General features: G+C 64.3%; 23 protein-coding genes. 5 read left to right on the top strand and 18 right to left on the bottom strand.

All coding sequences use genetic code 11. The features are described from left to right. Positions 1–6 precede the first annotated feature (6 nt). From chvE to ABIA42_RS08285, 14 genes are all read right to left on the bottom strand, one after another. Positions 7–1,077 carry a multiple monosaccharide ABC transporter substrate-binding protein gene (gene chvE, locus ABIA42_RS08350; RefSeq protein WP_271526313.1) on the bottom strand — a complete coding sequence of 357 codons (1,071 nt, stop codon included), beginning with the start codon at positions 1,075–1,077 and terminating at the stop codon, positions 7–9. 72 nt (positions 1,078–1,149) lie between these two features. Next, a complete protein-coding gene (locus tag ABIA42_RS08345; protein ID WP_370123590.1) occupies positions 1,150–2,028 on the bottom strand; it encodes an SMP-30/gluconolactonase/LRE family protein in 879 nt (292 codons plus the stop codon). Next, entirely contained in the window at positions 2,028–3,104 is a 1,077-nt protein-coding gene (locus ABIA42_RS08340; protein WP_370114315.1) for an aldose epimerase family protein, read from the bottom strand. Before ABIA42_RS08340 ends, ABIA42_RS08345 begins: the two co-directional genes overlap by 1 nt. A gap of 2 nt (positions 3,105–3,106) precedes the next feature. Beyond that, the gene (locus tag ABIA42_RS08335; protein WP_370114317.1) at positions 3,107–4,033 is read right to left on the bottom strand and encodes a Gfo/Idh/MocA family protein; all 927 of its coding nucleotides are present in this window, start codon (positions 4,031–4,033) and stop codon (positions 3,107–3,109) included. After that, a complete protein-coding gene (locus ABIA42_RS08330; RefSeq protein WP_370157124.1) occupies positions 4,030–4,806 on the bottom strand; it encodes a FadR/GntR family transcriptional regulator in 777 nt (258 codons plus the stop codon). Before ABIA42_RS08330 ends, ABIA42_RS08335 begins: the two co-directional genes overlap by 4 nt. Continuing rightward, positions 4,803–5,783 carry a galactofuranose ABC transporter, permease protein YjfF gene (gene yjfF, locus ABIA42_RS08325; protein WP_370114321.1) on the bottom strand — a complete coding sequence of 327 codons (981 nt, stop codon included), beginning with the start codon at positions 5,781–5,783 and terminating at the stop codon, positions 4,803–4,805. Before yjfF ends, ABIA42_RS08330 begins: the two co-directional genes overlap by 4 nt. Beyond that, positions 5,780–6,772: an ABC transporter permease gene (locus ABIA42_RS08320; RefSeq protein WP_370114323.1), complete on the bottom strand. Its 993-nt coding sequence runs from the start codon at positions 6,770–6,772 to the stop codon at positions 5,780–5,782. The genes yjfF and ABIA42_RS08320 overlap by 4 nt, the downstream gene beginning before the upstream one ends. Beyond that, positions 6,769–8,313: a sugar ABC transporter ATP-binding protein gene (locus ABIA42_RS08315; RefSeq protein WP_370114325.1), complete on the bottom strand. Its 1,545-nt coding sequence runs from the start codon at positions 8,311–8,313 to the stop codon at positions 6,769–6,771. The genes ABIA42_RS08320 and ABIA42_RS08315 overlap by 4 nt, the downstream gene beginning before the upstream one ends. 121 nt (positions 8,314–8,434) lie before the next feature. Beyond that, positions 8,435–9,400 carry a galactofuranose ABC transporter, galactofuranose-binding protein YtfQ gene (gene ytfQ / locus ABIA42_RS08310; protein WP_370114327.1) on the bottom strand — a complete coding sequence of 322 codons (966 nt, stop codon included), beginning with the start codon at positions 9,398–9,400 and terminating at the stop codon, positions 8,435–8,437. A gap of 402 nt (positions 9,401–9,802) precedes the next feature. Next, the gene (locus tag ABIA42_RS08305) at positions 9,803–10,975 is read right to left on the bottom strand and encodes a fumarylacetoacetate hydrolase family protein (RefSeq protein WP_370114329.1); all 1,173 of its coding nucleotides are present in this window, start codon (positions 10,973–10,975) and stop codon (positions 9,803–9,805) included. Between the two features lie 111 nt (positions 10,976–11,086). Then, positions 11,087–12,064 (bottom strand): HEAT repeat domain-containing protein, encoded by a 978-nt coding sequence (locus tag ABIA42_RS08300; protein ID WP_319325946.1) that lies wholly within the window; start codon positions 12,062–12,064, stop codon positions 11,087–11,089. A 2-nt stretch (positions 12,065–12,066) separates the two neighbouring features. After that, the gene (locus ABIA42_RS08295) at positions 12,067–12,300 is read right to left on the bottom strand and encodes a ferredoxin family protein (protein ID WP_007593252.1); all 234 of its coding nucleotides are present in this window, start codon (positions 12,298–12,300) and stop codon (positions 12,067–12,069) included. 28 nt (positions 12,301–12,328) lie between these two features. Continuing rightward, positions 12,329–14,071: a fumarate reductase/succinate dehydrogenase flavoprotein subunit gene (locus ABIA42_RS08290; RefSeq protein WP_370114331.1), complete on the bottom strand. Its 1,743-nt coding sequence runs from the start codon at positions 14,069–14,071 to the stop codon at positions 12,329–12,331. Positions 14,072–14,172: 101 nt separating this feature from the next. Next, positions 14,173–14,946 (bottom strand): ferredoxin--NADP reductase, encoded by a 774-nt coding sequence (locus ABIA42_RS08285; RefSeq protein ID WP_370114333.1) that lies wholly within the window; start codon positions 14,944–14,946, stop codon positions 14,173–14,175. A 205-nt stretch (positions 14,947–15,151) separates the two neighbouring features. Between ABIA42_RS08285 and ABIA42_RS08280 the strand changes: the two genes are divergently transcribed. From ABIA42_RS08280 to ABIA42_RS08260, 5 genes are all read left to right on the top strand, one after another. Further along, positions 15,152–15,448 (top strand): gamma-butyrobetaine hydroxylase-like domain-containing protein, encoded by a 297-nt coding sequence (locus ABIA42_RS08280; RefSeq protein WP_370123593.1) that lies wholly within the window; start codon positions 15,152–15,154, stop codon positions 15,446–15,448. A gap of 223 nt (positions 15,449–15,671) precedes the next feature. Further along, a complete protein-coding gene (locus tag ABIA42_RS08275; RefSeq protein WP_271526325.1) occupies positions 15,672–16,448 on the top strand; it encodes a Crp/Fnr family transcriptional regulator in 777 nt (258 codons plus the stop codon). A gap of 181 nt (positions 16,449–16,629) precedes the next feature. After that, entirely contained in the window at positions 16,630–18,051 is a 1,422-nt protein-coding gene (locus tag ABIA42_RS08270) for an ABC transporter substrate-binding protein (RefSeq protein ID WP_271526326.1), read from the top strand. Continuing rightward, positions 18,048–18,956, top strand: coding sequence for an ABC transporter permease (locus ABIA42_RS08265; RefSeq protein WP_271526327.1), 909 nt, complete (start codon positions 18,048–18,050; stop codon positions 18,954–18,956). Before ABIA42_RS08270 ends, ABIA42_RS08265 begins: the two co-directional genes overlap by 4 nt. Further along, the gene (locus tag ABIA42_RS08260) at positions 18,953–19,825 is read left to right on the top strand and encodes an ABC transporter ATP-binding protein (RefSeq protein ID WP_370114336.1); all 873 of its coding nucleotides are present in this window, start codon (positions 18,953–18,955) and stop codon (positions 19,823–19,825) included. Before ABIA42_RS08265 ends, ABIA42_RS08260 begins: the two co-directional genes overlap by 4 nt. A 131-nt stretch (positions 19,826–19,956) precedes the next feature. Here ABIA42_RS08260 and ABIA42_RS08255 read toward each other — a convergent pair whose 3' ends face one another. The 4 genes from ABIA42_RS08255 to ABIA42_RS08240 all read right to left on the bottom strand — a co-directional run bounded on the left by ABIA42_RS08255 (position 19,957) and on the right by ABIA42_RS08240 (position 22,976). Then, complete coding sequence (locus ABIA42_RS08255) at positions 19,957–21,015, bottom strand: YeiH family protein (protein ID WP_271526329.1); 1,059 nt, start codon at positions 21,013–21,015, stop codon at positions 19,957–19,959. Between the two features lie 110 nt (positions 21,016–21,125). Beyond that, positions 21,126–21,344: a hypothetical protein gene (locus tag ABIA42_RS08250; RefSeq protein ID WP_370114338.1), complete on the bottom strand. Its 219-nt coding sequence runs from the start codon at positions 21,342–21,344 to the stop codon at positions 21,126–21,128. Between the two features lie 166 nt (positions 21,345–21,510). After that, complete coding sequence (locus ABIA42_RS08245; protein ID WP_370114340.1) at positions 21,511–22,224, bottom strand: ABC transporter ATP-binding protein; 714 nt, start codon at positions 22,222–22,224, stop codon at positions 21,511–21,513. Next, complete coding sequence (locus tag ABIA42_RS08240) at positions 22,221–22,976, bottom strand: ABC transporter ATP-binding protein (protein ID WP_370114342.1); 756 nt, start codon at positions 22,974–22,976, stop codon at positions 22,221–22,223. Before ABIA42_RS08240 ends, ABIA42_RS08245 begins: the two co-directional genes overlap by 4 nt. Between the last annotated feature and the right edge of the window lies 1 nt (position 22,977).

Genomic DNA, 22,977 nt, shown 5'->3' with positions numbered 1-22,977 from the left:
ACAGTCTCACTGGAACTGCGACTTCTTGTAATAGCCGCTGTCGACCAGCACCTTCTCCCAATTGTCCTTGTAGACCACCACCGGCTTGAGCAGATAGGACGGCACGGTCTTGACGCCGTTCTCGTAGGTCTTGGTATCGTTGACGGTGACCTCCTTGCCGGCGAGCGCGGCGTCGACCATGTCGGCTGTCACCTTGGCGAGATCGCGGGTGTCCTTGAAGATGGTCGAGTACTGATCGCCGCGCAGCATGGCCTTGATCGAGGGCACTTCGGCATCCTGGCCCGAGATAACAGGCATCGGCTGGTCGGCACTGCCATAGCCAACGCCCTTCAGCGAGGAGATGATGCCGATCGAGATGCCATCATAGGGCGACAGCACTGCATTGATCTTTTTGTTGCCGTAGTAGGCGCTGAGCAGATTGTCCATGCGCGCCTGTGCGGTGGCGCCGTCCCAGCGCAGGGTCGCGACCTTGTCCATACCCATCTGGCCCGAGGCGACGACGAGCTTGCCGCCGTCGATGTAGGGCTTCAGCACGCTCATGGCGCCGTTGTAGAAGAAGTAGGCGTTGTTGTCGTCGGGCGAGCCGCCGAACAGCTCGATGTTGAAGGGACCCTTGCCCTCCTTCAGCCCGAGGCCTCTTTCGATCGATTGCGCCTGCAAGACGCCGACCTGGAAATTGTCGAAGGTCGCATAATAGTCGACGTTCGGCGTGCCGCGGATCAGGCGGTCATAGGCGATCACCGTGATGCCTTTTGCTTTCGCCTGCTTGAGCACGTCCGACAGCGTGGTGCCGTCGATCGCCGCGATCACCAGCGCTTTCGCGCCCTTGGTCACCATGTTCTCGACCTGCGAGAGCTGGTTCGGGATGTCGTCCTCAGCGTATTGCAGGTCGGTGTTGTAGCCACGCTCCTTCAACACCTTGACCATGTTGTTGCCGTCGTCGATCCAGCGCGCCGAGGATTTTGTCGGCATGGCGATGCCGACGGTCGCCTTTTGGGCGAAGGCGGTGACGCCTGTGGCCATTGTGGCAGCGCCGGCCAGCGCCAGCGCGAGGAATGTCGTCTTCAGTTTCAGCATGTTTCACTCCCTTGGGTATCAGACTGTTTCTTCGTGACGTCGAGAACGTGGTCGTGGGATGCCTCTGGTCTCCTATGCGAGCTTGACGTCGGGCTCAGCGCGTCCGCGCGCGGATGCCTCCAACAAGAAAGTGCAACCGGCTTGCGGATCGGCGGCGCGCGCAGTCGCGTCCATGTCCTGCCAGGCCGAGGTGACGAGCAGGCGCGACAGATCCGGGCCGACAAAGGCGGGACAACTCGCCTGCCTTGCCGGCACGCCGAGTGAGCGCAGGCGCTCGCCTTGCGGAGAATAGACATCGACCCGGCTCGCGCCCCAGCACGCGTTCCAGATGTTTCCTTCGGCATCGCACACCGAGCCATCGAGGCCGCCGATGCCGCTGTGGCGCAACAGCACCTCCGGCTCGCCGCGCGGCAGGCCGGTCGCGGGATTGAGCGGCACGGCATAGAGCACGGCGCGCGCGCTGTCGGCGAAATAGCCGATCGCGCCATCCGGCGAGAAGCAGATCGAGTTGGGAATACTGATGCGGGGAAACAGCAGCGCGATCTTGCCGCGATGGAACGCGTAGATCGCGCCTGCCCCCGGCTCCGCCTTGCGTCCCATGGTGCCGATCCAGAACGTGCCGGACTGATGCACCCGCGCATCGTTGGAGCGGGTCGCGGGACTGTCGGCTTCGAGGGGACAGAGCAGCGTCATCACACCATCGACGAGCTTGCGGATGTAGAGACCGTCCTCGGCGATGATCAATTGGCGCTCCGCATCGATGCGCCCGAGCGCGCTCGCCATCCGGCCGAGCGCATGGATGCGGATGCTGCCGCTGTCGAGCTGCGCCTCGAACAGCAGCCCTTCGCGGATGTCGAACCACCAGGCGGTGTCGGTGGTTGCGTCATAGGTCGGCCCTTCGCCCAGATGGCAGGGATGGTCCGAGAGCACAGTCGTGGGCACCTGTTCCATCATGGTGACCTCACTGAAAAGCGATAGACCGTATGATGGCGATAGACTTCGCCGGGGTCGAGGCGCGGGCTCGGGAAATCCGGCCGGTTCGGCGCGTCCGGCCAGATGTGAGGCTCCAGGCACATGGCGTCCGATTGACGAATGAGCTTGCCGCCCTTCCCCGAGGTCGTACCGTCGAGGTAATTGCCGGAATAGACCTGGAGCCCAGGCCGGTCGGTGAGCAGTTCCATGATCCGCCCCGCGCGCGGCGCCACCAGCCGCGCCGCGAGCCCGAGCCTGCCGTCGCGCCTGAGGCAAAAAGTGTGGTCATAGCCTCTGCCGCTCTGCAATTGCTGATCGCTCTCACGGATACGCTCGCCGACCGGCCGCGGCTCGCGGAAGTCGAACGGCGTGCCCGCCACCGGGCGTGGCGGCTCCCGCAGCGGAATGGCGGTGGGATCGATCGCGAGGAAATGCTCGGCGGCGACTGTCAGCTCATGGTCGAGAACGGACCTGCCCGACGTCGCGCCCTCGAGGTTGAAGAAGCTGTGGTTGGTCAGGTTGACGATGGTCGGCCGGTCCGTCCGCGCCTCCATGATGAGCGAGAGTTCGGTCGGGCCGGTGACGCGATAGGTCAGCCGCACGTCGAGCCGGCCGGGATAGTTCTCTTCGCCATGCGGGCTGACATAGGCAAGCGTCACCGCGGGTTCGGCGCCCCCGTCAAGATCCGCAATCTCCCAGAGCTTGCGGTCGAATCCGTCGAGGCCGCCATGCAGCGCATTGGGGCCGTTGTTGACGGCAAGCTGCACCGTCTCGCCGTCGAGCGAGAACTGGCCCTTGGCAATGCGGTTGGCGTAGCGGCCGACGGTTGCGCCGAAAAACTTTCGTTCGGCGAGATAACCGGCGAATGTGTCGTGGCCAAGCACGACGTCGTCGAGGCTGCCCCGGGCATCCGGCGCGATCAACGCCTGAAGGACTGCGCCATGGGTGATGATCCGCGCCTCGAAGCCACCCTCCCCGCGCAGCACGATGCGCTCGACCTTGCGGCCATCCGGCAGCGCCCCGAAAGCGTCTCTGGTGATTTTTGATGCGGCCATGTTCAGTCCACAAACGGCTCGACGATCGTGCGCTTGCCCAGCAGGAAGGCGTCGGCGATGAGACGCAGCGGGGTCAGGTCGACGTCACTCGCGCCGGTCGCCGCGAGTTCGACGAAGCGCCGGTAGAGTCCGCGATATTCCTCATCGGGCGCCTCGGCAAGCACCTTGCCGTCGACGGCCATGCGCGCGCCACCGCTGGACAGGGTCATCCGGCCCCGATCCGTTTCGACGACGATATCCCAGCTCTGCGGCCCGGTCTGGCGAAAATCGAACTCGGCGGTCACAGGCAGACCGCTGATATCAGTCAGTGTCAGGTTCGCGGCGATCGGCGCCTGGCAATTGGCCGGGAAGGCCAGCTCGGCCGCGGTGACGAACACGGGCTTCGGTAGAATCCTGGTCAGGATCGACAGCGCATTGATGCCGGGATCGAACACGCCGAGGCCGCCCGGCTCCCAGATCCAGGCCTGGCCGGGATGCCAGACGCGGACGTCTTCCTTCCAGCTGATGTGCACGGAGGCGATGCGGCGCTCGGCGAGCCATTGCCGCGCCGGCTCGACCGCCGGCGCATGGCGCGAATGCCAGGTCGCAAACAGCGTGCGCTTCGCCTCCGCCGCCATTGCGATCAGCGGATCGAGCTCGGCAACGCCGGTGCCCGGCGGCTTCTCCAGCATGACATGCTTGCCGGCGGCGAGAGCTGCTGCGGCCTGCGCGCGCCGCACCTGCGGCGGCGTGCAGAGCGAGACGGCGTCGATCGGCGGCCCCTGCTCCAGCAACTCCTCGATGGTGGCAAAATGCGGCAGCTCCGGCAGCGAAGCGTTGCGGCTGGCGACGGCCGCCAACATCGCGCCCGGCACCGCGGCGATCGCGCCGACATGCTGGTCGCGCGCGATCTTGCCGAACCCGACGATGGCGATGCGAAGGTCTGTCACGCTCGTTCTCCAGTATCCGCCGACGGCAGCGCCTCGGCCGGCGCAGTCTCGATCGCGGCACCCTCATGGCGATGCATTCCGTTGTGAATGACGAAGACCATCGCTTCGGCGGCGGCATCGGCGTCGCCGGCCGCGATGGCATCGACGATCTTCTGGTGCCACAGCAGCACATAGTCGCGATCCTCAGGCTCGGACGGGGCGCTGAGCAGGAACGATGCGCGCAGCGCGGCCTCGATGACGTGCCCAATCGAGCGCATGAACAAATTGCCCGAGGCGCGCGCCACGGCCACGTGAAGCGCGAGATCGGCGTCGGCAAAGCCCACCGAGTCGGACGCCTCACGCCGCATGCGCTCCATGCTGCGGCCGAGCTCGGCAAGGTCCTCCTCCGACCGCCGCGCCGCCGCGAGCATGGCCGCGCGCGGCTCGACCGCGAGACGGATCTCGGCGAGATCGTTGAGGAAGCGCTTGTCGATGCCGGCGTCGAGATGCCAGGCCAGCACATCCGCATCGAACATGTTCAAGGCGCCGCGCTCGCGCACGACGGTCCCAACGCGCGCCTTGGTGGTGAGCAGGCCCTTGGCGACCAGCGTCTTCACGCTTTCCCGCAGCACCGGCCGCGACACGCCGAACATCGCGATCATCTCGGCATCGCCCGGCAGGCGCGTGCCTTCCGCATAGCGGCCGGCGATGATGTCGACGCCGATCGAACGGGCCACCTCCGCATGGTTGGAGTGGGCCCGCCGCGTCGGGATGACGAGGATGCGCGAGGTCATGACGCCGCTCCTGCGCTCTTGACCACCGGCCGGCGCGCCAGCGCGACCAGTCCCTGCTGCAAGGCGATGAACACGAACAGTAGCACGCCGGTCGCGATCTTGGTCCACCAGCTCGACAAGGTGCCATCGAAATTGATGTAGGTCTGGATCAGGCCCTGGATCAGCACGCCGAGGAAGGTGCCGATCACCGAGCCCTGGCCGCCCGTGAGCAGCGTGCCGCCGATCACGACGGCGGCGATGGTGTCGAGCTCGACACCGACGGCGGAGAGCGAATAGCCGGCGCTGGTGTAGAAGGAGAAGACGATGCCGGCGATGCCAGCGAGCAGGCTCGACAGCATGTAGATCTTGATCGTCATCTTGCCGACGGCAACGCCCATCAGGCTCGCGGTGGTCCGGTTGCCGCCGAGTGCATAGACGTTGGCCCCGAACCGGGTGAGATGCAGAAGCAAGGCGCCGCCGATCACGACCACGAGCATGATGATCGCGATCGCGGTCAGTCGTCCCCCGCCGGGCATCCGCAGCGCGAAGTCCGACACGGTAGAATAAACCGGCGCGGTGATCGGCACCGATTCGGTCGAGAGCAGGAAGCTCGCGCCGCGCGCCAGGAACATGCCGGCCAGCGTGACGATGAAGGGCGGCAGGTCGAAGACATGAATCACGGCGCCCATCGCCGCGCCAAAGGCTGCCGAGAGCGCCAGAATGGCGACGAAGGCGACCAGCGGCGGCGCGCCCCAGCGCTCGATCGCCAGCGCAACGAACACGGTGGTGAAGCCGATTACCGATCCGACCGAAAGATCTATGCCGCCGGAGATGATCACAAGGGTCATGCCCGTCGCGACGATGCCGAGGAAGGCGTTGTCGGTGAGGAGATTTCCGATCACGCGCGTCGAGGCGATATTCGGAAACTGCACCGCGCAGAGCGCGAAGCCCGCAACGAGCACGATGGCCGTGATGAGGACGGGCGGCAGGCCTTTCATGCTTTGGTCCTCCGCAGCCGCATGGCAATGCCGGCGAGCCCCGTCAGTTTCGGCGATTGCAGCAGCAACACCGCGAGCACCACCACCGCCTTGACCAGCAGATTGAACTCCGGCGGATAGCCCGACAGCAAGATGCCGGTGTTCATGGTCTGGATGATGAGCGCCCCCAACACGGCAAGCACGAGGCTGAAGCGGCCACCGAACAGCGAGGTGCCACCGATCACGACCGCGAGGATGGCATCGAGCTCGAGCCAGAGTCCGGCATTGTTGGCATCGGCGCCCATGATGTCGGCCGCGGCGATCACGCCGGCGAGCGCGGCGCAGATGCCGCACCAGACATAGACCGCCAAAATCATTGCGCGGGTGCCGACGCCGGCAAGCTCGCTCGCCCGCGCGTTGCCGCCGGTTGCCTCGATCAGCAGCCCGAGCGCCGAGCCGCGCACCACTGCGGCGGTGAGGAACAGCATGCCCAAGGCAATCACGACCGGCACCGGCAGGCCGAGTACCGAGCCATTACCGAGCCAGACCAGGTCCGGTGAGGAAAAGGTGACGATGCGCCCCTCGGTGATCAGCTGGGCGACGCCGCGTCCCGCCACCATCAGGATCAGCGTCGCCACGATCGGCTGCATGCCCAGCACGGCGACGAGGAAGCCGTTCCAAAGACCGCAGACGAGGCCGGCGCCAAGCGCGGCCGCCAGCACGACCGGGAGACCGTGACTGTCAGCGAGGCTCGCTGCGATTGCGCCCGAGATCGCCATCACCGCGCCGACGGAGAGATCGATGCCGCGTGTCGCGATCACCAGCACCATGCCGAGCGAAAGCAGCGCCACAGGCGTGCCCCGATTGAGCACGTCGATCAGGCTGCCGAAGAGACGGCCATCCTGAAGCCGCAGGTCGAAGAATTGCGGGGATACCATGCGATCGACCGCGAGAACGACGATCAGCGCGAGGATCTGGGCAAGGCCGCGGCGCGGCAACAGCGCGGTCATGCCCGGCCCTCATGCGCGATCGCAGCGCCATCGGCGGCGATCGCCGCGAGAATGTTGCCAACGTCGATCGCCTCTCCAGCGAGCTCCTCGACATGGGCGCGGTCACGCAGCACCACCACTCGATCCGAATAGGTCACGATCTCATCGAGCTCGGAGGAGATCACCAGCAGCGCCAGGCCGTCGTCGCAGAGTTCGCGGATCAGGCGGATGATTTCGGCATGCGCGCCGACATCGATGCCGCGGGTCGGCTCGTCCAGCACGAGGAGCCGCGGCGAGGTCGCGAGCCAGCGCGCCAGGAGCACTTTCTGCTGATTGCCGCCGGACAACAGACCGACGGGGCGCTCGGGATCGGCCGGGCGGATGTCCAGCATCTTGACGTAGCGGCGCGCGATCTCGTCCTGCTCGCGCCGCGACAGCGGCAGATAGAGGCCGCGCTTGGCCTGGAGCGCGAGCACGATGTTCTCGCGCACGCTGAGCTCGGCAATAATGCCGTCGGTCTTTCGCTCCTCCGGGCAATAGCCAAAACCGTGGCGCACGCCGTCGCGCGGCGACTGCAGCCGCACCGGCGCGCCTTCCACCCTCGCCTGCCCGCGATCGGCGCGTTCGGCGCCGAACACCAGCCGTGCCGTCTCGGTCCGGCCCGAGCCGAGCAGTCCGGCAAGGCCGACGACCTCGCCATGGCGCAGCTCGAGATTGAACGGCGCGACGTAACCGGCCTTGCCGTAACCTTCGAAGCTCGCGCAGATCTCGCGTGCCTTATGCTCGGTGGCAGAAGCCCGCGCGCTGGTGGTCTCCGCAAGCTCGCGACCGAGCATCATGCGGATCAGCTCGAGGCGCGGCAGCGAGGCGGTCTCACGCTCGCCGACCAGGCGGCCGTTGCGCAGCACGGTGATGCGGTCGGAGATTTCGTAGACCTGGTCGAGGAAGTGGCTGACGAAGATGATGCCGATGCCACGTCGCGCGAGCTGACGCATGATGCCGAAGAGAATCTCGACCTCATGGCGGTCGAGGCTGGCGGTCGGCTCGTCCAGGATCAGCACGCGCGCGGAGAGATCGACGGCGCGCGCGATCGCGGTGACGTGCTGGATGGCCACCGAATAGTTGCCAAGAGGCGCGGCGACATCGATATCGAGACCGAAATCTGCAAGCAGCGCCTTGGCGCGGCGGCGCATCTCGCCATCGCGCACGATGCCGAAGCGCATCGGCTGGCGGTCGAGAAACAGGTTCTGCGCCACCGACAGGTTCGGCAGCAGGTTGACCTCCTGGTAGACGGTGGCGATGCCGGCCCCAAGCGCCGCCTTGGCCGAGCGCGGCGCGACCTCTTCACCACTGATCCTGACAATGCCGGCATCTCGCGGAAAAACGCCGGTGACGACCTTGATCAGCGTGGACTTGCCGGCGCCGTTCTCGCCGAGCAGCGCATGGATCTCGCCGGCGCGCAGCGTGAAGTCGACCTCCTGCAGGGCACGCACGGCGCCAAAGCTCTTGCTGATCCCGCGCACCTCAAGGAGCGGCGGAGCAGGATCGGGGCTGTTTTCCATCGCAACGTCACTCCCGCCGGCGTCCGCTTATGATGCGGATGCCCAGCCTATTCGTTCGCGCAGCGGTTTCGAAAGGGGGGACCGCCAGGCCGCAAGAAGCAGCCCGGCGAGGCGCGCCACCTCAGTAACCGAGGCCCTTCTTGCTGTCGTAGATCTTCTGCGGATCGTCCGCCGCGGTATAGAGCTTGGACTCGGTCTGGATCCATTTCGGCGGAACGGTGCCCTTCTCCTTGAAGGCCGCGATGGCATCGAGCGCGGGGCCGGCCATGTTCGGCGTCAGCTCGACCGTGGCATTCGCCTCGCCCGCGGCCATCGCCTTGAAGATGTCGGGCACGGCGTCGATCGAGACCGTGAGAATCTCCTTGCCGGGCTTGAGGCCGGCTTCCTTCATGGCCTGGATCGCGCCGACCATCATATCGTCGTTGTGGGCATAGACCGCGCAGATCGACTTGCCGCCGCCTTCGGCCTTGATGAAGCTTTCCATCACTTCCTTGCCCTTGGCACGGGTAAAGTCGCCGGTCTGGCTGCGCACCACCTTCAGGTTTGCGTGCTTGGCGATGGCGGTGTCAAAACCCTTCTTGCGATTGGCTGCGACGCTGGCGCCGACCGTGCCCTGCAACTCGACGATGTTGCAGGCCTTCGTGCCGACGGTCTTGGCGAGCCAGTCGCCGGCAACGGCGCCTTCATGCACGCTGTCGGATGTCACGGCGGTCAGATAGAGTTCCTTGCCGGAAGGATCGATGTCGCGGTCGAGCAGCACAACCGGGATCTTCGCCTCCTTGGCTTCCTTCAGCACCGAGTCCCAGCCGGTCGAAACGACGGGCGCCAGGAAGATCGCATCGACGTTCTGCGCGATGAAGGAGCGGATCGCCTTGATCTGGTTCTCCTGCTTCTGCTGCGCGTCGGCGATCTTGAGATTGACCTTCCGCTTGGCAGCTTCCTGCTTGGAGACCGAGGTCTCGGCCGCGCGCCAGCCGGATTCCGATCCGATCTGCGAGAAGCCGATGGTGAGCTGGCCGGCACTGGCGGGCGCCGTGAGCAGCAAGGCGGCCATGGCGCTGGCCGCAAGGAGGGCTTTAGTGGTCATCAGGCGTGTCTCCCAAGATGTTATCCGGGGCGCCGATTGGTAGCATGGCACCCGCAGGCCGGCCTTTGAGGCGGCGGAAGGCACTATTTCATGGAAGACGGGTTCCGACTAGTCATATTATTTGACTATTTAGCGGAGAACGCGGCTTGGCGAAGCGGCCCGTTTATGACACGCGCAGAGCGATTTTGTTCCGCAGACACAACGCAGGGATGAAAGAGATTATGGGAGCTGCTGCGACAGCGACGGTCGCTGCCCCGCCCCGTTCTTAAGGGCCGCGACGAGCTTCGCTCGCGCTGAAAGGGGTGGGCTCAGGGGCTCTCTCCACGCAAACGGTGAAAGACACCCCACACCTCTCGTCCGCACCGTGGTCTCCTCACCCGCATGCGGGGAGAGGCGCAGAAACTAGATCAGATTCCGTTGCGCCAGGTTCTTCATCAGCGCGCCGATGCCAAACGTCCACGGCTCGCACTCGTCGCTGGTGCGCATGCGGTTGACGAGCTTGCCGAGCTGGGGCGCAGAGATCGTGACGATGTCGTCGCGCTTATGGGTGAACCCCTGCCCTGGCGCATCCCGATCCTTCACGGGTGCGAACATGGTGCCGAGAAAGAGAACGAAGCCATCAGGGTATTGATGGATCTTGCCGATGGTCTGCGCGACCAGATCGGTCGGATCGCGGCTGATCTTGCTGATCGAGGAATGGCCGTCGAGGACGAAGCCGTCCGTGCCCGTGACATTCAGTCTGATGTCCAGCCTGCGCGCGTCGTCGAGCGTAAAACTGTCGTCGAACAGGCGCAGCAGCGGACCGATTGCGCAGGACGCGTTGTTGTCCTTGGCCTTCGACAGCAGCAGCGCCGAACGGCCCTCGAAATCGCGCAGATTCACGTCGTTGCCGAGCGCCCCGCCGACGATCTTGCCACGGCTGGAGACGAACAGCACCAGTTCGGGCTCCGGATTGTTCCAGGTCGATTTCGGATGCAGGCCGGCATCCATGCCGGTGCCGACCGACGACAGCGTCGGCGCCTTGGTGAAGACTTCGGCGTCGGGACCGATGCCGACCTCGAGATACTGGCTCCAGGCGTTCTGATCGATCAGCACCTGCTTCAAGTGCATCGCCTGGTCCGAGCCCGGCTTGAGCTTGGACAGATCGTCGCCGATCAGCCGTGTGACTTCTTTGCGGATCGCCTCGGCCGAAGCCGGATTGCCCTTGGCCCGCTCCTCGATGACGCGTTCGAGCATCGAGATGGCGAAGGTGACGCCCGCAGCCTTCAATGTCTGGAGATCGACCGGTGCAAGCAACCACGGCTTTTTCGGGTCACGCCCGTCGGGTGCCGTGTTGGCAACAATTGCTTCGATATCGCCGATGCGTTCACCCTTGGCCGCAGCAAGCGCCTGGGCGGGATTGTCTTCTTCGCAGAGCGCGCTGATGGTCGGGAATCTCGCGGTGACATCGAACACGCCGTCGCCGCGCACGGCGACCACGGCCGGACCATTGACCTGCGGCAGCCAGACGCGGCCGGCCAATGTTCCCCGCGTGCCATCCTCAGGGAGAAGATCCTTCACAGTCAATGTCGTCATGGCCGGCGTCCTCGCTGTTTCTAAGGACCGGCCGCGCTCGAAGACGGCCGATCGCATTGGCGAAGACCAATAAACGTCTGGCGGGGGAAGTCCAGAGCGGCAACGAGGCCGCTATGCCCCTGCCCGCGCCTTGCGGGCCGCGATCTGCTGAAGCGCCCAGCGTGCGTTCTTGCGGACATCGGGATCGGGATCGTCGGCGATCACGGCCAGGAACGCCTCGCCGTCGGGATGGGCGATCTCGCCGAGCGCGGCGGCCGCTTCCTTGCGCAAGTTCGCCTGGTCATGGTTGACGCAATTGCCAATCGGGCGCACCGCGCGCTCGACCTTCATCTTGCCGAGGCTGCGAATGGCCTTGAGCCGCACCTGCCAGAATTCGTCGGCGAGCGAGCTGACGAGCTGATCGGCCGCGAGCGAACCGTTGGCGTTGAGGCCCAGCGTTTCCGCAGCCATCTCGCGGACCATCCAGTCCGAATCCTTCAGTGCGCGCGTGATCGTCTCCGCCGCCGGCTTCATCTGAGAGAAGGCCAACGCGCTGACCGCGGCGCGGCGGACATGGGCGTCCGGATCGTTGATCAGCGCGGTCAGCGCCGGGATCGATTCTTCCAGCTTGAGGAAGCCGATCACGCCGATCGCCTGCACGCGCACGGCGGCATCGGCATCCTGGAGTGCTTCCAGCGCCGGCTTCAGCGTGTCTTTGCAGCGCAATTCCTTCAGCGCACGCAGCGCGCCCATTCGGACGAAAGCATGGGCATGCTTCACCAGCGGCAGGATGATTTCGGCGCAGGCCGGATCCTTGAACTCGGCCATGCTGTCGGCCGCCGCCGCCGCGACGATTCTCTCGGGGTCGACCAGCAGCTTCACCAGCGCGCTCGCGGCTTCCGGCCCGTCGAACTCGCCGAGCGCCATCGCGACCTGCTGGCGCACGCCGCTGTCGGGATCGGCGACCATCTTGGCGAGATGCGCGACCGCGGCGGGATCGCCGGAATGGCCGAGCGCGATGATGGCGACGCGGCGCTCGGCGGGATCGGCCGCCTGCAGCCGCTCGTCGGCGTCTTCGAGGTCGTCATAGGACTCGAACGGGCTCGACATGATCACCTCAACAAATAAGGAATGTTGACGGTGACGGCGCCGGTCGGGCAATCGGCTTCGCAGGGCATGCAGTACCAACACTCGTCATAGGCCATGTAGGCCTTGTTGGTCATGTCGCTGATGCGCAGGACGTCGAGCGGGCACACGTCGACGCAGACGGTGCACCCCTTGTCGGCGATGCATTTGGCGTCGTCGACGACCACCGGAACCGATGTCTGATAGGATGCGAGAGGCATTTGATGTCTCCTGTTGTGTTCTGGTGCGTCAGGCCGAGGCGCGGATGCGTTGCTTGTCGTAGAGATCCTTCTCGTCGTCTGCGATCGGCACGACATAGGGCTCGACGGCGCGCTTCTCGCTGGCCATCTTGCCGTCGCGCTTCGACAGCAGCGTGTGGCAGAACCAGTTCTCGTTGTCCTTCTCCGGGAAATCCGTGCGCCAGTGATAGAGGCCCCAGCGGCTCTCCTCGCGATAGAGCGAGGCGTGCGCGGCCATATCGGCGCAGTCCATGATCGACTGCACTTCGAGGGCGCGGAGCAGTTCGTGCGCGTTGCGCGCGATCATGCGCTCCTGCATGTCCTCCCGCGCCTCGGCGAGGCGGCGCATGCCGAGCTCATATTTGCGCGTGACCTTCGGCGGCTGGAGATAGTCGTTGACCAGGCGCCGGGTCTTGTACTCGATCTGGTTCGGCGGAATGCCGTCCTCGCGCTTGGTCGGCGCCATCACGCGCTCGCGCTCCGTCGCGACGTCGGCAGCGTCGAACTCTGCAAAATCGTGATTGTCGGCAAACTCCATGGCGTCAATTCCGGCGACCGACCCGTTGGTGAAGGCGCCGAGCATGTAATTATGCGGCACGCTCGCCATATCGCCGGCGGCATACAGACCCGGCACGGTGGTGCGCGCATTGTCGTCGACGAACACGCCGGAGGCGCTGTGGCCGGAGCAGAAGCCGATCTCCGAGATGTGCATCTCGATGGATTCGCTGCGGTAGTCGACACCCCGCCCCTGCTGGAACAGCCCGCGCGTAGGACGCTCAACCTTGTGCAGCGTGGATTCGATCTCGGAGATAGTATCGGGGTGAAGATGCTTGAGCTGGAGGAACACCGGCCCCTTGCCGGACAAGAGCTCGTTGTAGAACTCCAGCATCATCTGGCCGGACCAATAGTCGCATTCGATGAAGCGCGAGCCTTCGCTGTTCGCCGTATATGCGCCGAACGGGCCGGCGACATAGGCGCAGGCCGGACCGTTATAGTCCTTGATCAGCGGGTTGATCTGGAAGCATTCGAGATTCGCTAGCGCGGCGCCGGCGTGATAGGCCATGGCGTAACCGTCGCCGGAATTGGCCGCATTCTCGTAGGTGCCGAACATGTAGCCCGACGTTGGCAAGCCAAGGCGTCCGGCAGCGCCCATACAAAGGATCACGGCCTTCGCCTTGATCACCAGCATCTCGGCCGTGCGGGTGTTGACGCTGACGGCACCGGCGATGCGGCCATCTGCAGATTTGAGCAACCGCGTCGCCATGTAGCGGTTGGAGATCAGGATGCGGGCGCGGCGGAGCTGGCGGTACAGCGCCTTCTTCACGGTCTCGCCGTTCGGCATCGGCAGCACGTAGGTGCCGATGTGGTGCACCTTCTTGACGGCGTATTCGCCGTTCTCGTTCTTCAGGAAGCGGATGCCAAAGCTGTCCAGCTCCTCGATGATTTTGTAGCAGCTCTGCGCGTATTTATAGACCGCCTTCTGGTCGACGATGCCGTCGTTGGCGATGGTGATTTCCTTGGTGTACTGCTCCGGGGTCGCGTAACCGGGGATGACGGCGTTGTTCAGCCCGTCCATGCCCATCGAGATCGCCCCGGAGCGCTTGACGTTGGCTTTTTCGAGCAGAACGACATTGGCCTTCGGGTTCTTCAGCTTCGCCTTCAGCGCCGCCATCGGGCCAGCGGTGCCGCCGCCGATCACCAGCACATCGCAGGAAACCTCCGAAAGTCCGTCGACGATCTGATCTAGTGCCATCACTTGCTCCTGGTTCGCCGATAGTCGGCGCCTTTGCGTCAGATTTGTTCAGGGGACGTCCGGGCGATAGCAATTAGTTGTCGCCGGGATGCGATTTGCGCTCAGCGCTCGACGAAGGCCTTTTCGATGACGAAATGGCCCGGCTCGCTATGATTGCCCTCCACGAAGCCGCGCGCGGAGAACATTTCGTGCAACTCCTCCAGCATCGCGGGGCTGCCACACAGCATGATGCGGTCGGTCTCGATATCGAGGCTCGATTGCCCGATGTCGTCGAACAGCTGGTTGGAGGCAATCAGATCGGTGATGCGGCCGCGGTTCCGGAACGGCTCGCGCGTCACCGTGGGATAGTAGACCAGCTTGTCGCGGATCAGCGGGCCGAAGAACTCGTGATTGCGCAGGCCCTCGACGACGTGTTCGCCATAAGCGAGCTCCGAAACCTGGCGGCAGCCATGGGCGAGCACGATGGTCGCGTAGTTCTCGTAGACATCGGGGTCCTTGATCAGGCTGGCGAACGGCGCCAGGCCCGTTCCGGTCGAGAGCAGCAGCAGACGTTTTCCCGGAATCAGATTACCGGTGATCAGCGTACCCGTCGCCTTGCGGCCGACCAGGATGACGTCGCCTTCACTGATCTTCTGGAGGCGAGAGGTCAGCGGGCCGTCCTGCACCTTGATCGAGAAGAATTCGAGCGCCTCCTCATGGTTGGCACTGGCCATGCTGTAGGCCCGCATCAACGGCTTGCCCCCGACCTCCAGCCCGATCATCGCGAACTGGCCGTTCTGGAAACGAAAACCGGGATCGCGGGTTGCGGTGAAGCTGAACAGGGACTCGGTCCAGTGCCTGACCGACAGAACCGTTTCCTTCTGAAATGCGCTCATGCTTTCTCCTTCGCGATCGATGGCGCAGAAGGTTCCGGAGAGCGGCGAGTCCGGCAATGTGGAAGTGGAGTTCCTAGTCGATTAGTTTCACATTTCGCGAGCGATGACTGAAGAGACAGCACGCGATCACGCCTGCGCCGGCAATTAGTTGCTATTCGTGCGCGCCCGCGCCGACATAGAAAGAAGTCGGAGGTTCGTCATGACCATGACCTTGGTGGCACCGACCATCGCCGACTATGAAGCCAGCGCTGATCTCGCCGCGCTGCTGGTCCGCACCACACAGGACGACGCGCTCAGCGTTTCTGCCGAAACACTCCGCCTCTCCTGCAAATGCGCCCACTGCACCCGTGCCCGCTTCGACGATCGCTTCCCCGACCGGTTTCCCGGCATCGCCATTACCGAGATCGGCGATCTCGGCTACGGGCTGAACATCTCGTTTTCGGATGGGCATAGCCGGGGGATTTACCCGAAGCCCTATCTGCTGAGCTTGGCGGGGCACTAGGTCAACGCTGCCTTGAGGACGGTTCGACAGCGGCCGCAAATTCCACAGTCATTCCCCGCGCAAGCGGGGAATCCAGTGCGCCGCGGCATCTCCGTATCCCATTGACGCGTCTGGAATACTGGATCGCCCGCCTTCGCCGGCGATGACACCGGTGTAAGCGGCCTCACCCCATCTGGCACGGACATTGCTCCTCTTTAGAACGATTTGAACGTTCCGGAGGCAGATGATGTTGCAGGCCGCCAATGTGGTTCGTGGGCCCATTCCCCCGACAGTCCGGCCTGCCGGCAGCTCCTCGCTACTGCTGACCGAGAACCAGCAATGGATCGGCGGGCCGCCGCCGCTGATGGACAAGCTCTCTCCACGCGAGCGGGAGCTGGTGCTCAAGCAGGGCCGCCGCAAGGTGCTCAACCGCGGCCAGACGCTGTTCAGCCAGGGCGGCAAGCATGACGGCATCTGGCTGATCGAGAGCGGCCGCATCCGCGTGTTCTACACCTCGCCGCTCGGGCGCGAGATCACGCTCGCTTATTGGCACGTCGGCAATTTCGTCGGCGGGCCGGAAGTGTTCGAGGGCACTGTGCATCAATGGTCCGGCGTCGCGTCCAGCAATTGCAGCGTGGTGCACCTGCCCGGAAAGGAGTTGCGATCGCTTGCCGCAGAGATCCCGAACCTCGCGATCGGTCTCATTGAAGGCCTCACCTTCAAGGGCAAGTGCTATTCGGCGCTGGCGCAGATGCTGGGAACGCGCTCGATCACGCAGCGGCTTGCGCACCTGTTGCTGCACCTCGTCGAGCTCTATGGCGTCGACGACGCCGACGGCACTGTGATCGCCGCAGCCTTCACCCACGCCGACATCGCCCACATGGTTGGCGCCACGAGGCAATGGGTCACGATCAGCCTGAAGCGCATGCAGGAGAAGGGAATCGTGCTGACCAAGCGGTCGCAGATCGTGATCTGCCGGACCGACGTGCTGGAGGAGATGCGCGGTCACGCAGCTGACTAGACGAATTTGCGGCCAAGGCCGATGCACAGGCAAGCGGCTTTATAGTGCAGGACTGCCCAAGGAGTATGCAATCAGCTTTTCCCGGCAACTAATCGACTGCGACAGCCACTCCGGATTTGCCCTGTCCACGCCCTCACCCAATCATGGCAACCACAGCACATCCAACCGAATGAGGATGAGAATGGTCCGCCATCTTCCCACGCTCTCGATCGCGATGTCGGTGACGTCGCTGGCGCTACTCGTCACGCAGCCGGCCTCGGCGGAAACCGTCACGCTCGGCATCGGAACGCAGGACACCACGACCAACACGGTGACGGCCGGCGTCGTCATCCGCCAGTTGCGTCTCCTCGAGAAATACCTGCCGAAGGACGGAAAATACGCCAACATCAAGTTCGAGCTGGAGTGGCAGAATTTCACCTCCGGTCCACCCGTCACCAACGCGATGATGGCGAACAAGCTGCAGATCGGCATGATGGGCGACTATCCGCTGATCGTGAACGGCTTCACCTTCGAGAGCAATCCGGAGAGCAAGAGCCGGCTGATCGGCATTGCCGCCTATAGCCTGTCCGGCTCCGGCAATGGCCTCGTCGTCCACAAGGACTCGCCCTACTACGAGCTCGCCGATCTCAAGGGCAAGCTCGTCAGCGTCCCCTTCGGCTCCGCCGCGCACGGCATGGTTCTGAAGGCGATGCAGGATCGTGGCTACGCATCCGACTTCTTCCAGCTCGTCAGCCAGAGCCCGGAGGTCGGCTCGACCAATCTCCAGGAGAAGAAGATCGACGCTCACGCTGACTTCGTCCCCTTCGCCGAGCTGCTGCCCTTCCGCGGCTTCGCCCGAAAGATCTTTGACGGCGTCGAGACGAATTTGCCGACCTTCCACGGCATCGTCGTCCGCACCGACTTCGCCGAGAAATATCCCGAGGTCGTCGTCGCCTACTTCAAGGCGCTGATCGCCGCCAACCAGTGGCTGCGCGAGGACCCGAAGCTTGCCGCGGAAAAGATCCAGGAGTGGACCGGCATCAACAAGGAAGTCGTCTACATCTTCCTCGGCCCCGGCGGCAACATGACCACCGATCCCTCGATCAAGCCGGCGCTGATCGATGCCGCGACCGCCGACGTCAAAGTGCTGCAGAACCTCGGTCGCATGAAGGAATTCGATCCGAAGAAGTGGGTCGACGACAGCTACATCCGCAAGGCCTATGCCGAGATGAAGCTCGACTATGACGCGCAGCTTGCGAGCACCAGGAATTACGAGGTCTCCGGCGAGGACGCCTTCTGCAAGAAGCCGATCGCCGACCCGCGTAAGGCCGGCGAGGTCTGGGTCGACGATGCCGGAATCATGCCCTTCTCGTCAGCCAGTTGCACACTCGGCGCCTATGCCGACTACAAGGCCAAAGGCAAGAAGATCAACGTCGCCTACGTCTTCGATACCACCCGGGGTATCAAGCTGTTCGCCGACCAGGCCTTCTTCGCCGTCGGCAATGGCGATGTCGCACCGTTCCTGCTGAAGAAGGACGCCGAAGCATACGCGGCCAAGATCAGCGGCAAGGTGCTCGGCTTCGATGACGCGGTGAAAGCGGCGGTCGGCGGGGGCAAGACGTGAGCAGTCCCGCCCTCGTCAGACATCCCGAGGATAGCATGCCGGCAACAGCCATTGCAGAGGCGGGCCCGGCGCCCGCCGCGACGCCGCCCGCAACCCCCGCCTCCTTCGGTACGCTCGCGCTGCGCTGGTACCGGCTCAACCAGGGCCGGCTGCGCGCCACCGCGATCGGCATCGCCTCGCTGATCGCTTTTCTCCTGGTCTGGCATCTGCTCACGACCTATCGCGTCGTGTTCTTCGTGCGCTTCACCAACGTGCCCTCGCCGCTCGCGGTCTATGCGAGCTTCACCAAGGCGATCCACGACCCCAAATTCCTGATGCATATCCTGCTGAGCTGCCGGCGCATCTTCATCGGCTTCTCACTCGCAGCCATCGTCGGCGTGCCGCTCGGCCTGATCATGGGGCGATTCAAGCTGGTGCACGAGGTGATCTTCCCGGTCGCCGAAGTGCTGCGGCCGATCCCGGCGATCGCCTGGGTGCCGATGGCCATCATGCTGTGGCCGACCAACGAGCAGAGCATCGTATTCATCACCTTCCTCGGCTCGTTCTTCCCGATCCTGGTCAACACGCTGCACGGCATGTCGCTGGTCGATCCCGTTCTGGTCCGCGCCGCGCAATGTCTCGGTGCGCGCGAGCGGTCGATCTTCCGCGAGGTTTATTTTCCGGCCTCGCTGCCGCACATCTTCACCGGCCTTACCGTCGGCATGGGCGTCGCATGGGTGTCGCTGATCGCCGCCGAGATGATCTCCGGTCAGTACGGTATCGGCTACTTCACCTGGGAAGCCTATTCGCTGGTCCAGTATGCCGACATCGCGCTCGGCATGATAGCAATCGGCGTGCTCGGTCTCGGATCGAGCCTGCTCATCAGGGGCGCGGGACAATTGGTGATGCCGTGGAGGTCGACATGAGCGAAGCGCTTGCGAACACGTCGAAGGGCCACATCGAGGTCAGGAACTTCTCCCTCGCCTACGAGACGATCGAGGGACCCGTTCAGGCCGTCACCAATACGCAGATCCATGTGAAGCCCGGCGAGTTCGTCTCGATCGTCGGCCCCTCCGGCTGCGGAAAATCGACGCTGCTCAACGCGGTCGCAGGCTTCCTCAAGCCGACAACGGGCATCGTCACCGTCGATGGCGAACGCGTCAACGGCCCCAGCGCCGAACGCGGCATGGTGTTCCAGCAATATTCGCTGTTCCCCTGGAAGACGGTGCGGGAGAACGTCGAGTTTGGCTTGAAGATGCGCGGCATGCCGCGCTCGCAGCGCGAACGCGCCGCGCGCACGCTGCTGGGGCTCGCGGGGCTCGAGGCGTTCGAGAAGCACTATCCGGAAAAGCTGTCCGGCGGCATGAAGCAGCGCGTCGGCATCGTCCGCGCGCTCGCGACGGGACCGAAGGTATTGCTGCTGGATGAGCCCTTCGGCGCGCTCGACGCGCAGACCCGCGTCATCATGCAGCAGATCCTCACCAACATGTGGCAGCGGCTGAAGATCTCGGTGCTGTTCGTCACCCACGATATCGACGAGGCGATCTTCCTCTCCGACCGCGTCTACTGCATGACCGCGCGGCCCGGCTCGATCAAGGCGGAGATCCCGATCCCGCTGGAGCGGCCGCGGCAGCAATCGATGATGATGTCGTCGGAATTCCTGGCGCTTCGCCGCGGGCTGATGTCGCTGATCCGCGAGGAGAGCCTGAAGGCGATGGGCGGCGAGATCAACGACATGGGGATGCAGGGTCTGAACATCGAGCTGCGTGGCCATTCGCTCGCGGATGTTATCTAGGCGTCGCCGACACACTTGATTTCGCAGGGCAGGCGAAGCGAAGCGTGCCTACCATCCTCACCATGAATGTGGATCCACGCTGGGCACGACTCATTCGCGCCTTTGCCCACCGTAGGGCTGTCTTGTTCCAATCACTTAAACCAATGCACCAGCGCGATGCTGATGCCGAGCAGCAGCAGCAGCGAGAGCGTGACGGCTGCCGTCACCCTGCCTCCGACATTGGCGAGCACACGGACGTCGACACCTAGGCCGAGTGCGGCCATCGACACCACGGTGAGAAAACCAGTGATCTTCGTCACAGGACCGACCACCGTCGCCGGCACGATCTCCAGCGAACGCAGGGTCGCGAGCGCGAGAAAGCCGAGGATGAACCACGGGACCAGGCGGAAGAAGCCGACATTGGTCTTCTTGGCATCGCTCTGCCAGCGCGAGGCAATGAGGGAAAGGCCGACGACGACGGGCCCGAGCATCAGGACGCGCATCAATTTCACCAGCGTGCCGATCTGGGTCGAGACGAGACCGGCCGGCACCGTTGCGGCCAGCACCTGCGGCACCGCATAGACCGTGAGGCCCGCAAGGATGCCGTATTGCGTGGCCGACAATTGCAGCAGCGGGATCAGGAGCGGCAGGCCAAGCACCATCATCACGCCGAGGATGGCGGTGAAGGAGATAGAGGATGCGATCTCCTCGTTGTTGGCGCCGATGATCGGCGCCACGGCAGCAATCGCCGAATTGCCGCAAATCGAGTTGCCGCAGGCGATCAGGATCGACAGGCGCGTCGACAGACCCAATAGACGGCTGAGGCCGAAGGAGACACATAGCGCGATCACGACGACGGCCGCGATCGAGAGGAGGAGCGCGATGCCCGAGGCGGCGATCGCAGCGAAGCTGATCGAGGCTCCCAGCAGCATGACCGCGACCTCGAGGAGTTGTTTTGCGCTGAAAGCGATCCCGGTCTGCCACCGGGGCGCCGGCTTCCAGAAGCTGCGGAGCGCCATGCCGAGCAGGATCGCCATCACGAGCGCTTCGACATAGGGATGCTCGAACATACCCAGTTCGGCGCGCTCCAGCAGGGCGGAGACGCCGGCGACCAGAACGCAAAGGAGAATGCCGGGAATCAGCGCCGCAATGCGGCTCGCGGCTGTGGCCGGCTTGGCGTCGGCCGGGCTGGATGCTTGATTCTGCGACACAAATTTCTCCCTGAGGAGAAAGATTTATACGCAGCGCGGCCCGGGAGGGAAATAAGTTTTCGACATATCAGGCCCGAGGGGAGTTCTATCCTCAGCCCGGACAACCAGCCTCAGAAGATCAGGCTCTTGGCGAGGGAAGCTACGCGGCTGAAGCCGTCATAGACGCCGGGCTCGAAGAAGGCGGCGCGGGCAAGCACGATACCCGCAACCAGCGACCAGAACAGTCCGGTGCCGGCACGCAGCAAGAGCTTCGACGTACGCGACCGCGGCAGGGTGTCCGTCGCGGACACCAATTGCTCGCCGAAGGGTTCAAATCCGGTACGTTCCATGGCTCTGGCCAATCCATCAAATTCTGATGGGAATGTCGTCGTTTCGGCCCCAAACGGCAATGGAAGCGATTGGCGTTTTTGCCCTCTCGAAGGAAAACTCCTTCCGTTCGACAACCTCAGGACAATAGTTTTCTTCTTCCGGCCTATTTGGACACCGGCGCCCGACTTACAGGGCCAGATAGCGGCGCCGGATCGGCTCGTTGGCCTTCAGTTCGTCGATCCCGGCGGCATAGACGATCTGGCCCTTGTCGATGATGGTGGCATGGCTCGCCAGCCCGAGGCAGAAATGCATGTTCTGCTCGGCGATCAGCACGGTCGATCCGAGCTGCCGGAGTTGCCGCAACAGTTCGCCGATCCGCTGCACGATGATCGGCGCGAGGCCCTCGCTCGGCTCGTCCAGCAGCAGCAGCGCCGGATTGCCCATCAACGTGCGCGCGATCGCCAGCATCTGCTGCTCGCCGCCCGAGAGACGCCCGGCGATGCGATGACGCAGCGGCTCCAGCAGCGGAAAGACGTCGTAGATGCGCTTGATCGGCCATTCGTCCTGGCCGTCCGGTCCCTTCTTCTTCCCGATGAGGAGATTGTCTTCGACCGTGTGCTCCGGAAAGATCTGGCGGTCCTCCGGCACGAAGCCGAGGCCGGCGCGCGCGATGGTGTACGGCTTCATGCCGGAGATCACGCTCCCACGCAGGCTCACCCTGCCCCGCCGCGGCGGCGCCAGCCCCATGATCGCCTTCATCGTCGTCGACTTGCCGGCGCCATTGCGGCCGAGCAGCGCCATGGTCTCGCCCTGCCGCACAGAGAGACCAACGCCGAACAGGATCTGGCTGGTGCCGTAGTAGACATCGAGATCAGCGACTTCGATGACGGCGGTGCTCATGCCACCGCTCCCGCATGCTCGGTGCCGAGATAGGCGTCGATCACGGCGCTGTTGTTGCGGATCTCGTCGGGCGTGCCGGTCGCGAGGATTCGGCCGTAGCACAGCACGACGATCTTGGGCGCGATCTTGAACACGATGTCCATGTCGTGCTCGATGAAGACGACCGTGATCTTCTGGGTCTCCCAGAGCTCGCGCACCTTGTCGATCATGCGCCAGCGCTCCTCCGGTCCCATCCCGGCGGTCGGCTCGTCCAGCAGCAGCACCTTCGGTTCGAGCACGAGCGCCAGGGCGATGTCGAGCAGCTTCTGATCACCGTGCGACAAGGTCGCGGCCGTGCGATGGCGTTTGCTCGCCAAACCCAAGAGCTCCATCACGTGCTCGGCGCGGTCGCGCGTCTCGGGCAGGGGAAAGCGCTTGTGCAGCACCGCGGAGGTGCGCTGGTCGGCGCTGACGGCCGCGAGCATGGTTTCCTGCACCGTCAGCGACTTGAAAATGCTGGCGACCTGGAAGGCGCGGCCGATACCGTGGCGCACGATCTCCGGCGGCGAGCGGCCGGCGAGATCGATGCCGTCGAGCAGAACCTGGCCGGAATCCGGCCTCAAAGCGCCGGTGATCAGGTTGAAGAAGGTGCTCTTGCCTGCGCCATTCGGGCCGATCACTGCAGTGAGCGAGCCGTCGGGAAAATCGAGCGAGACGTCGTTGGTCGCCTTCACGCCGCCAAACGACTTCGCGAGGTTGCGGATCTCGAGCATC

This window comes from Bradyrhizobium sp. USDA 327, from assembly GCF_041262065.1.
Taxonomy (GTDB): Bacteria; Pseudomonadota; Alphaproteobacteria; order Rhizobiales; family Xanthobacteraceae; genus Bradyrhizobium; species Bradyrhizobium liaoningense.
This window is presented reverse-complemented; position numbering and strand designations above follow the sequence as displayed.

Coding starts and splice junctions, on each gene's coding strand:
- chvE (WP_271526313.1), bottom strand. CDS start 1,077: ATGCTGAAACTGAAGACGACATTCCTCGCGCTGGCGCTGGCCGGCGCT.
- ABIA42_RS08345 (WP_370123590.1), bottom strand. CDS start 2,028: ATGGAACAGGTGCCCACGACTGTGCTCTCGGACCATCCCTGCCATCTG.
- ABIA42_RS08340 (WP_370114315.1), bottom strand. CDS start 3,104: ATGGCCGCATCAAAAATCACCAGAGACGCTTTCGGGGCGCTGCCGGAT.
- ABIA42_RS08330 (WP_370157124.1), bottom strand. CDS start 4,806: ATGACCTCGCGCATCCTCGTCATCCCGACGCGGCGGGCCCACTCCAAC.
- yjfF (WP_370114321.1), bottom strand. CDS start 5,783: ATGAAAGGCCTGCCGCCCGTCCTCATCACGGCCATCGTGCTCGTTGCG.
- ABIA42_RS08320 (WP_370114323.1), bottom strand. CDS start 6,772: ATGACCGCGCTGTTGCCGCGCCGCGGCCTTGCCCAGATCCTCGCGCTG.
- ABIA42_RS08315 (WP_370114325.1), bottom strand. CDS start 8,313: ATGGAAAACAGCCCCGATCCTGCTCCGCCGCTCCTTGAGGTGCGCGGG.
- ytfQ (WP_370114327.1), bottom strand. CDS start 9,400: ATGACCACTAAAGCCCTCCTTGCGGCCAGCGCCATGGCCGCCTTGCTG.
- ABIA42_RS08305 (WP_370114329.1), bottom strand. CDS start 10,975: ATGACGACATTGACTGTGAAGGATCTTCTCCCTGAGGATGGCACGCGG.
- ABIA42_RS08300 (WP_319325946.1), bottom strand. CDS start 12,064: ATGTCGAGCCCGTTCGAGTCCTATGACGACCTCGAAGACGCCGACGAG.
- ABIA42_RS08295 (WP_007593252.1), bottom strand. CDS start 12,300: ATGCCTCTCGCATCCTATCAGACATCGGTTCCGGTGGTCGTCGACGAC.
- ABIA42_RS08290 (WP_370114331.1), bottom strand. CDS start 14,071: ATGGCACTAGATCAGATCGTCGACGGACTTTCGGAGGTTTCCTGCGAT.
- ABIA42_RS08285 (WP_370114333.1), bottom strand. CDS start 14,946: ATGAGCGCATTTCAGAAGGAAACGGTTCTGTCGGTCAGGCACTGGACC.
- ABIA42_RS08280 (WP_370123593.1), top strand. CDS start 15,152: ATGACCTTGGTGGCACCGACCATCGCCGACTATGAAGCCAGCGCTGAT.
- ABIA42_RS08275 (WP_271526325.1), top strand. CDS start 15,672: ATGATGTTGCAGGCCGCCAATGTGGTTCGTGGGCCCATTCCCCCGACA.
- ABIA42_RS08270 (WP_271526326.1), top strand. CDS start 16,630: ATGGTCCGCCATCTTCCCACGCTCTCGATCGCGATGTCGGTGACGTCG.
- ABIA42_RS08260 (WP_370114336.1), top strand. CDS start 18,953: ATGAGCGAAGCGCTTGCGAACACGTCGAAGGGCCACATCGAGGTCAGG.
- ABIA42_RS08250 (WP_370114338.1), bottom strand. CDS start 21,344: ATGGAACGTACCGGATTTGAACCCTTCGGCGAGCAATTGGTGTCCGCG.
- ABIA42_RS08245 (WP_370114340.1), bottom strand. CDS start 22,224: ATGAGCACCGCCGTCATCGAAGTCGCTGATCTCGATGTCTACTACGGC.
- ABIA42_RS08240 (WP_370114342.1), bottom strand. CDS start 22,976: ATGCTCGAGATCCGCAACCTCGCGAAGTCGTTTGGCGGCGTGAAGGCG.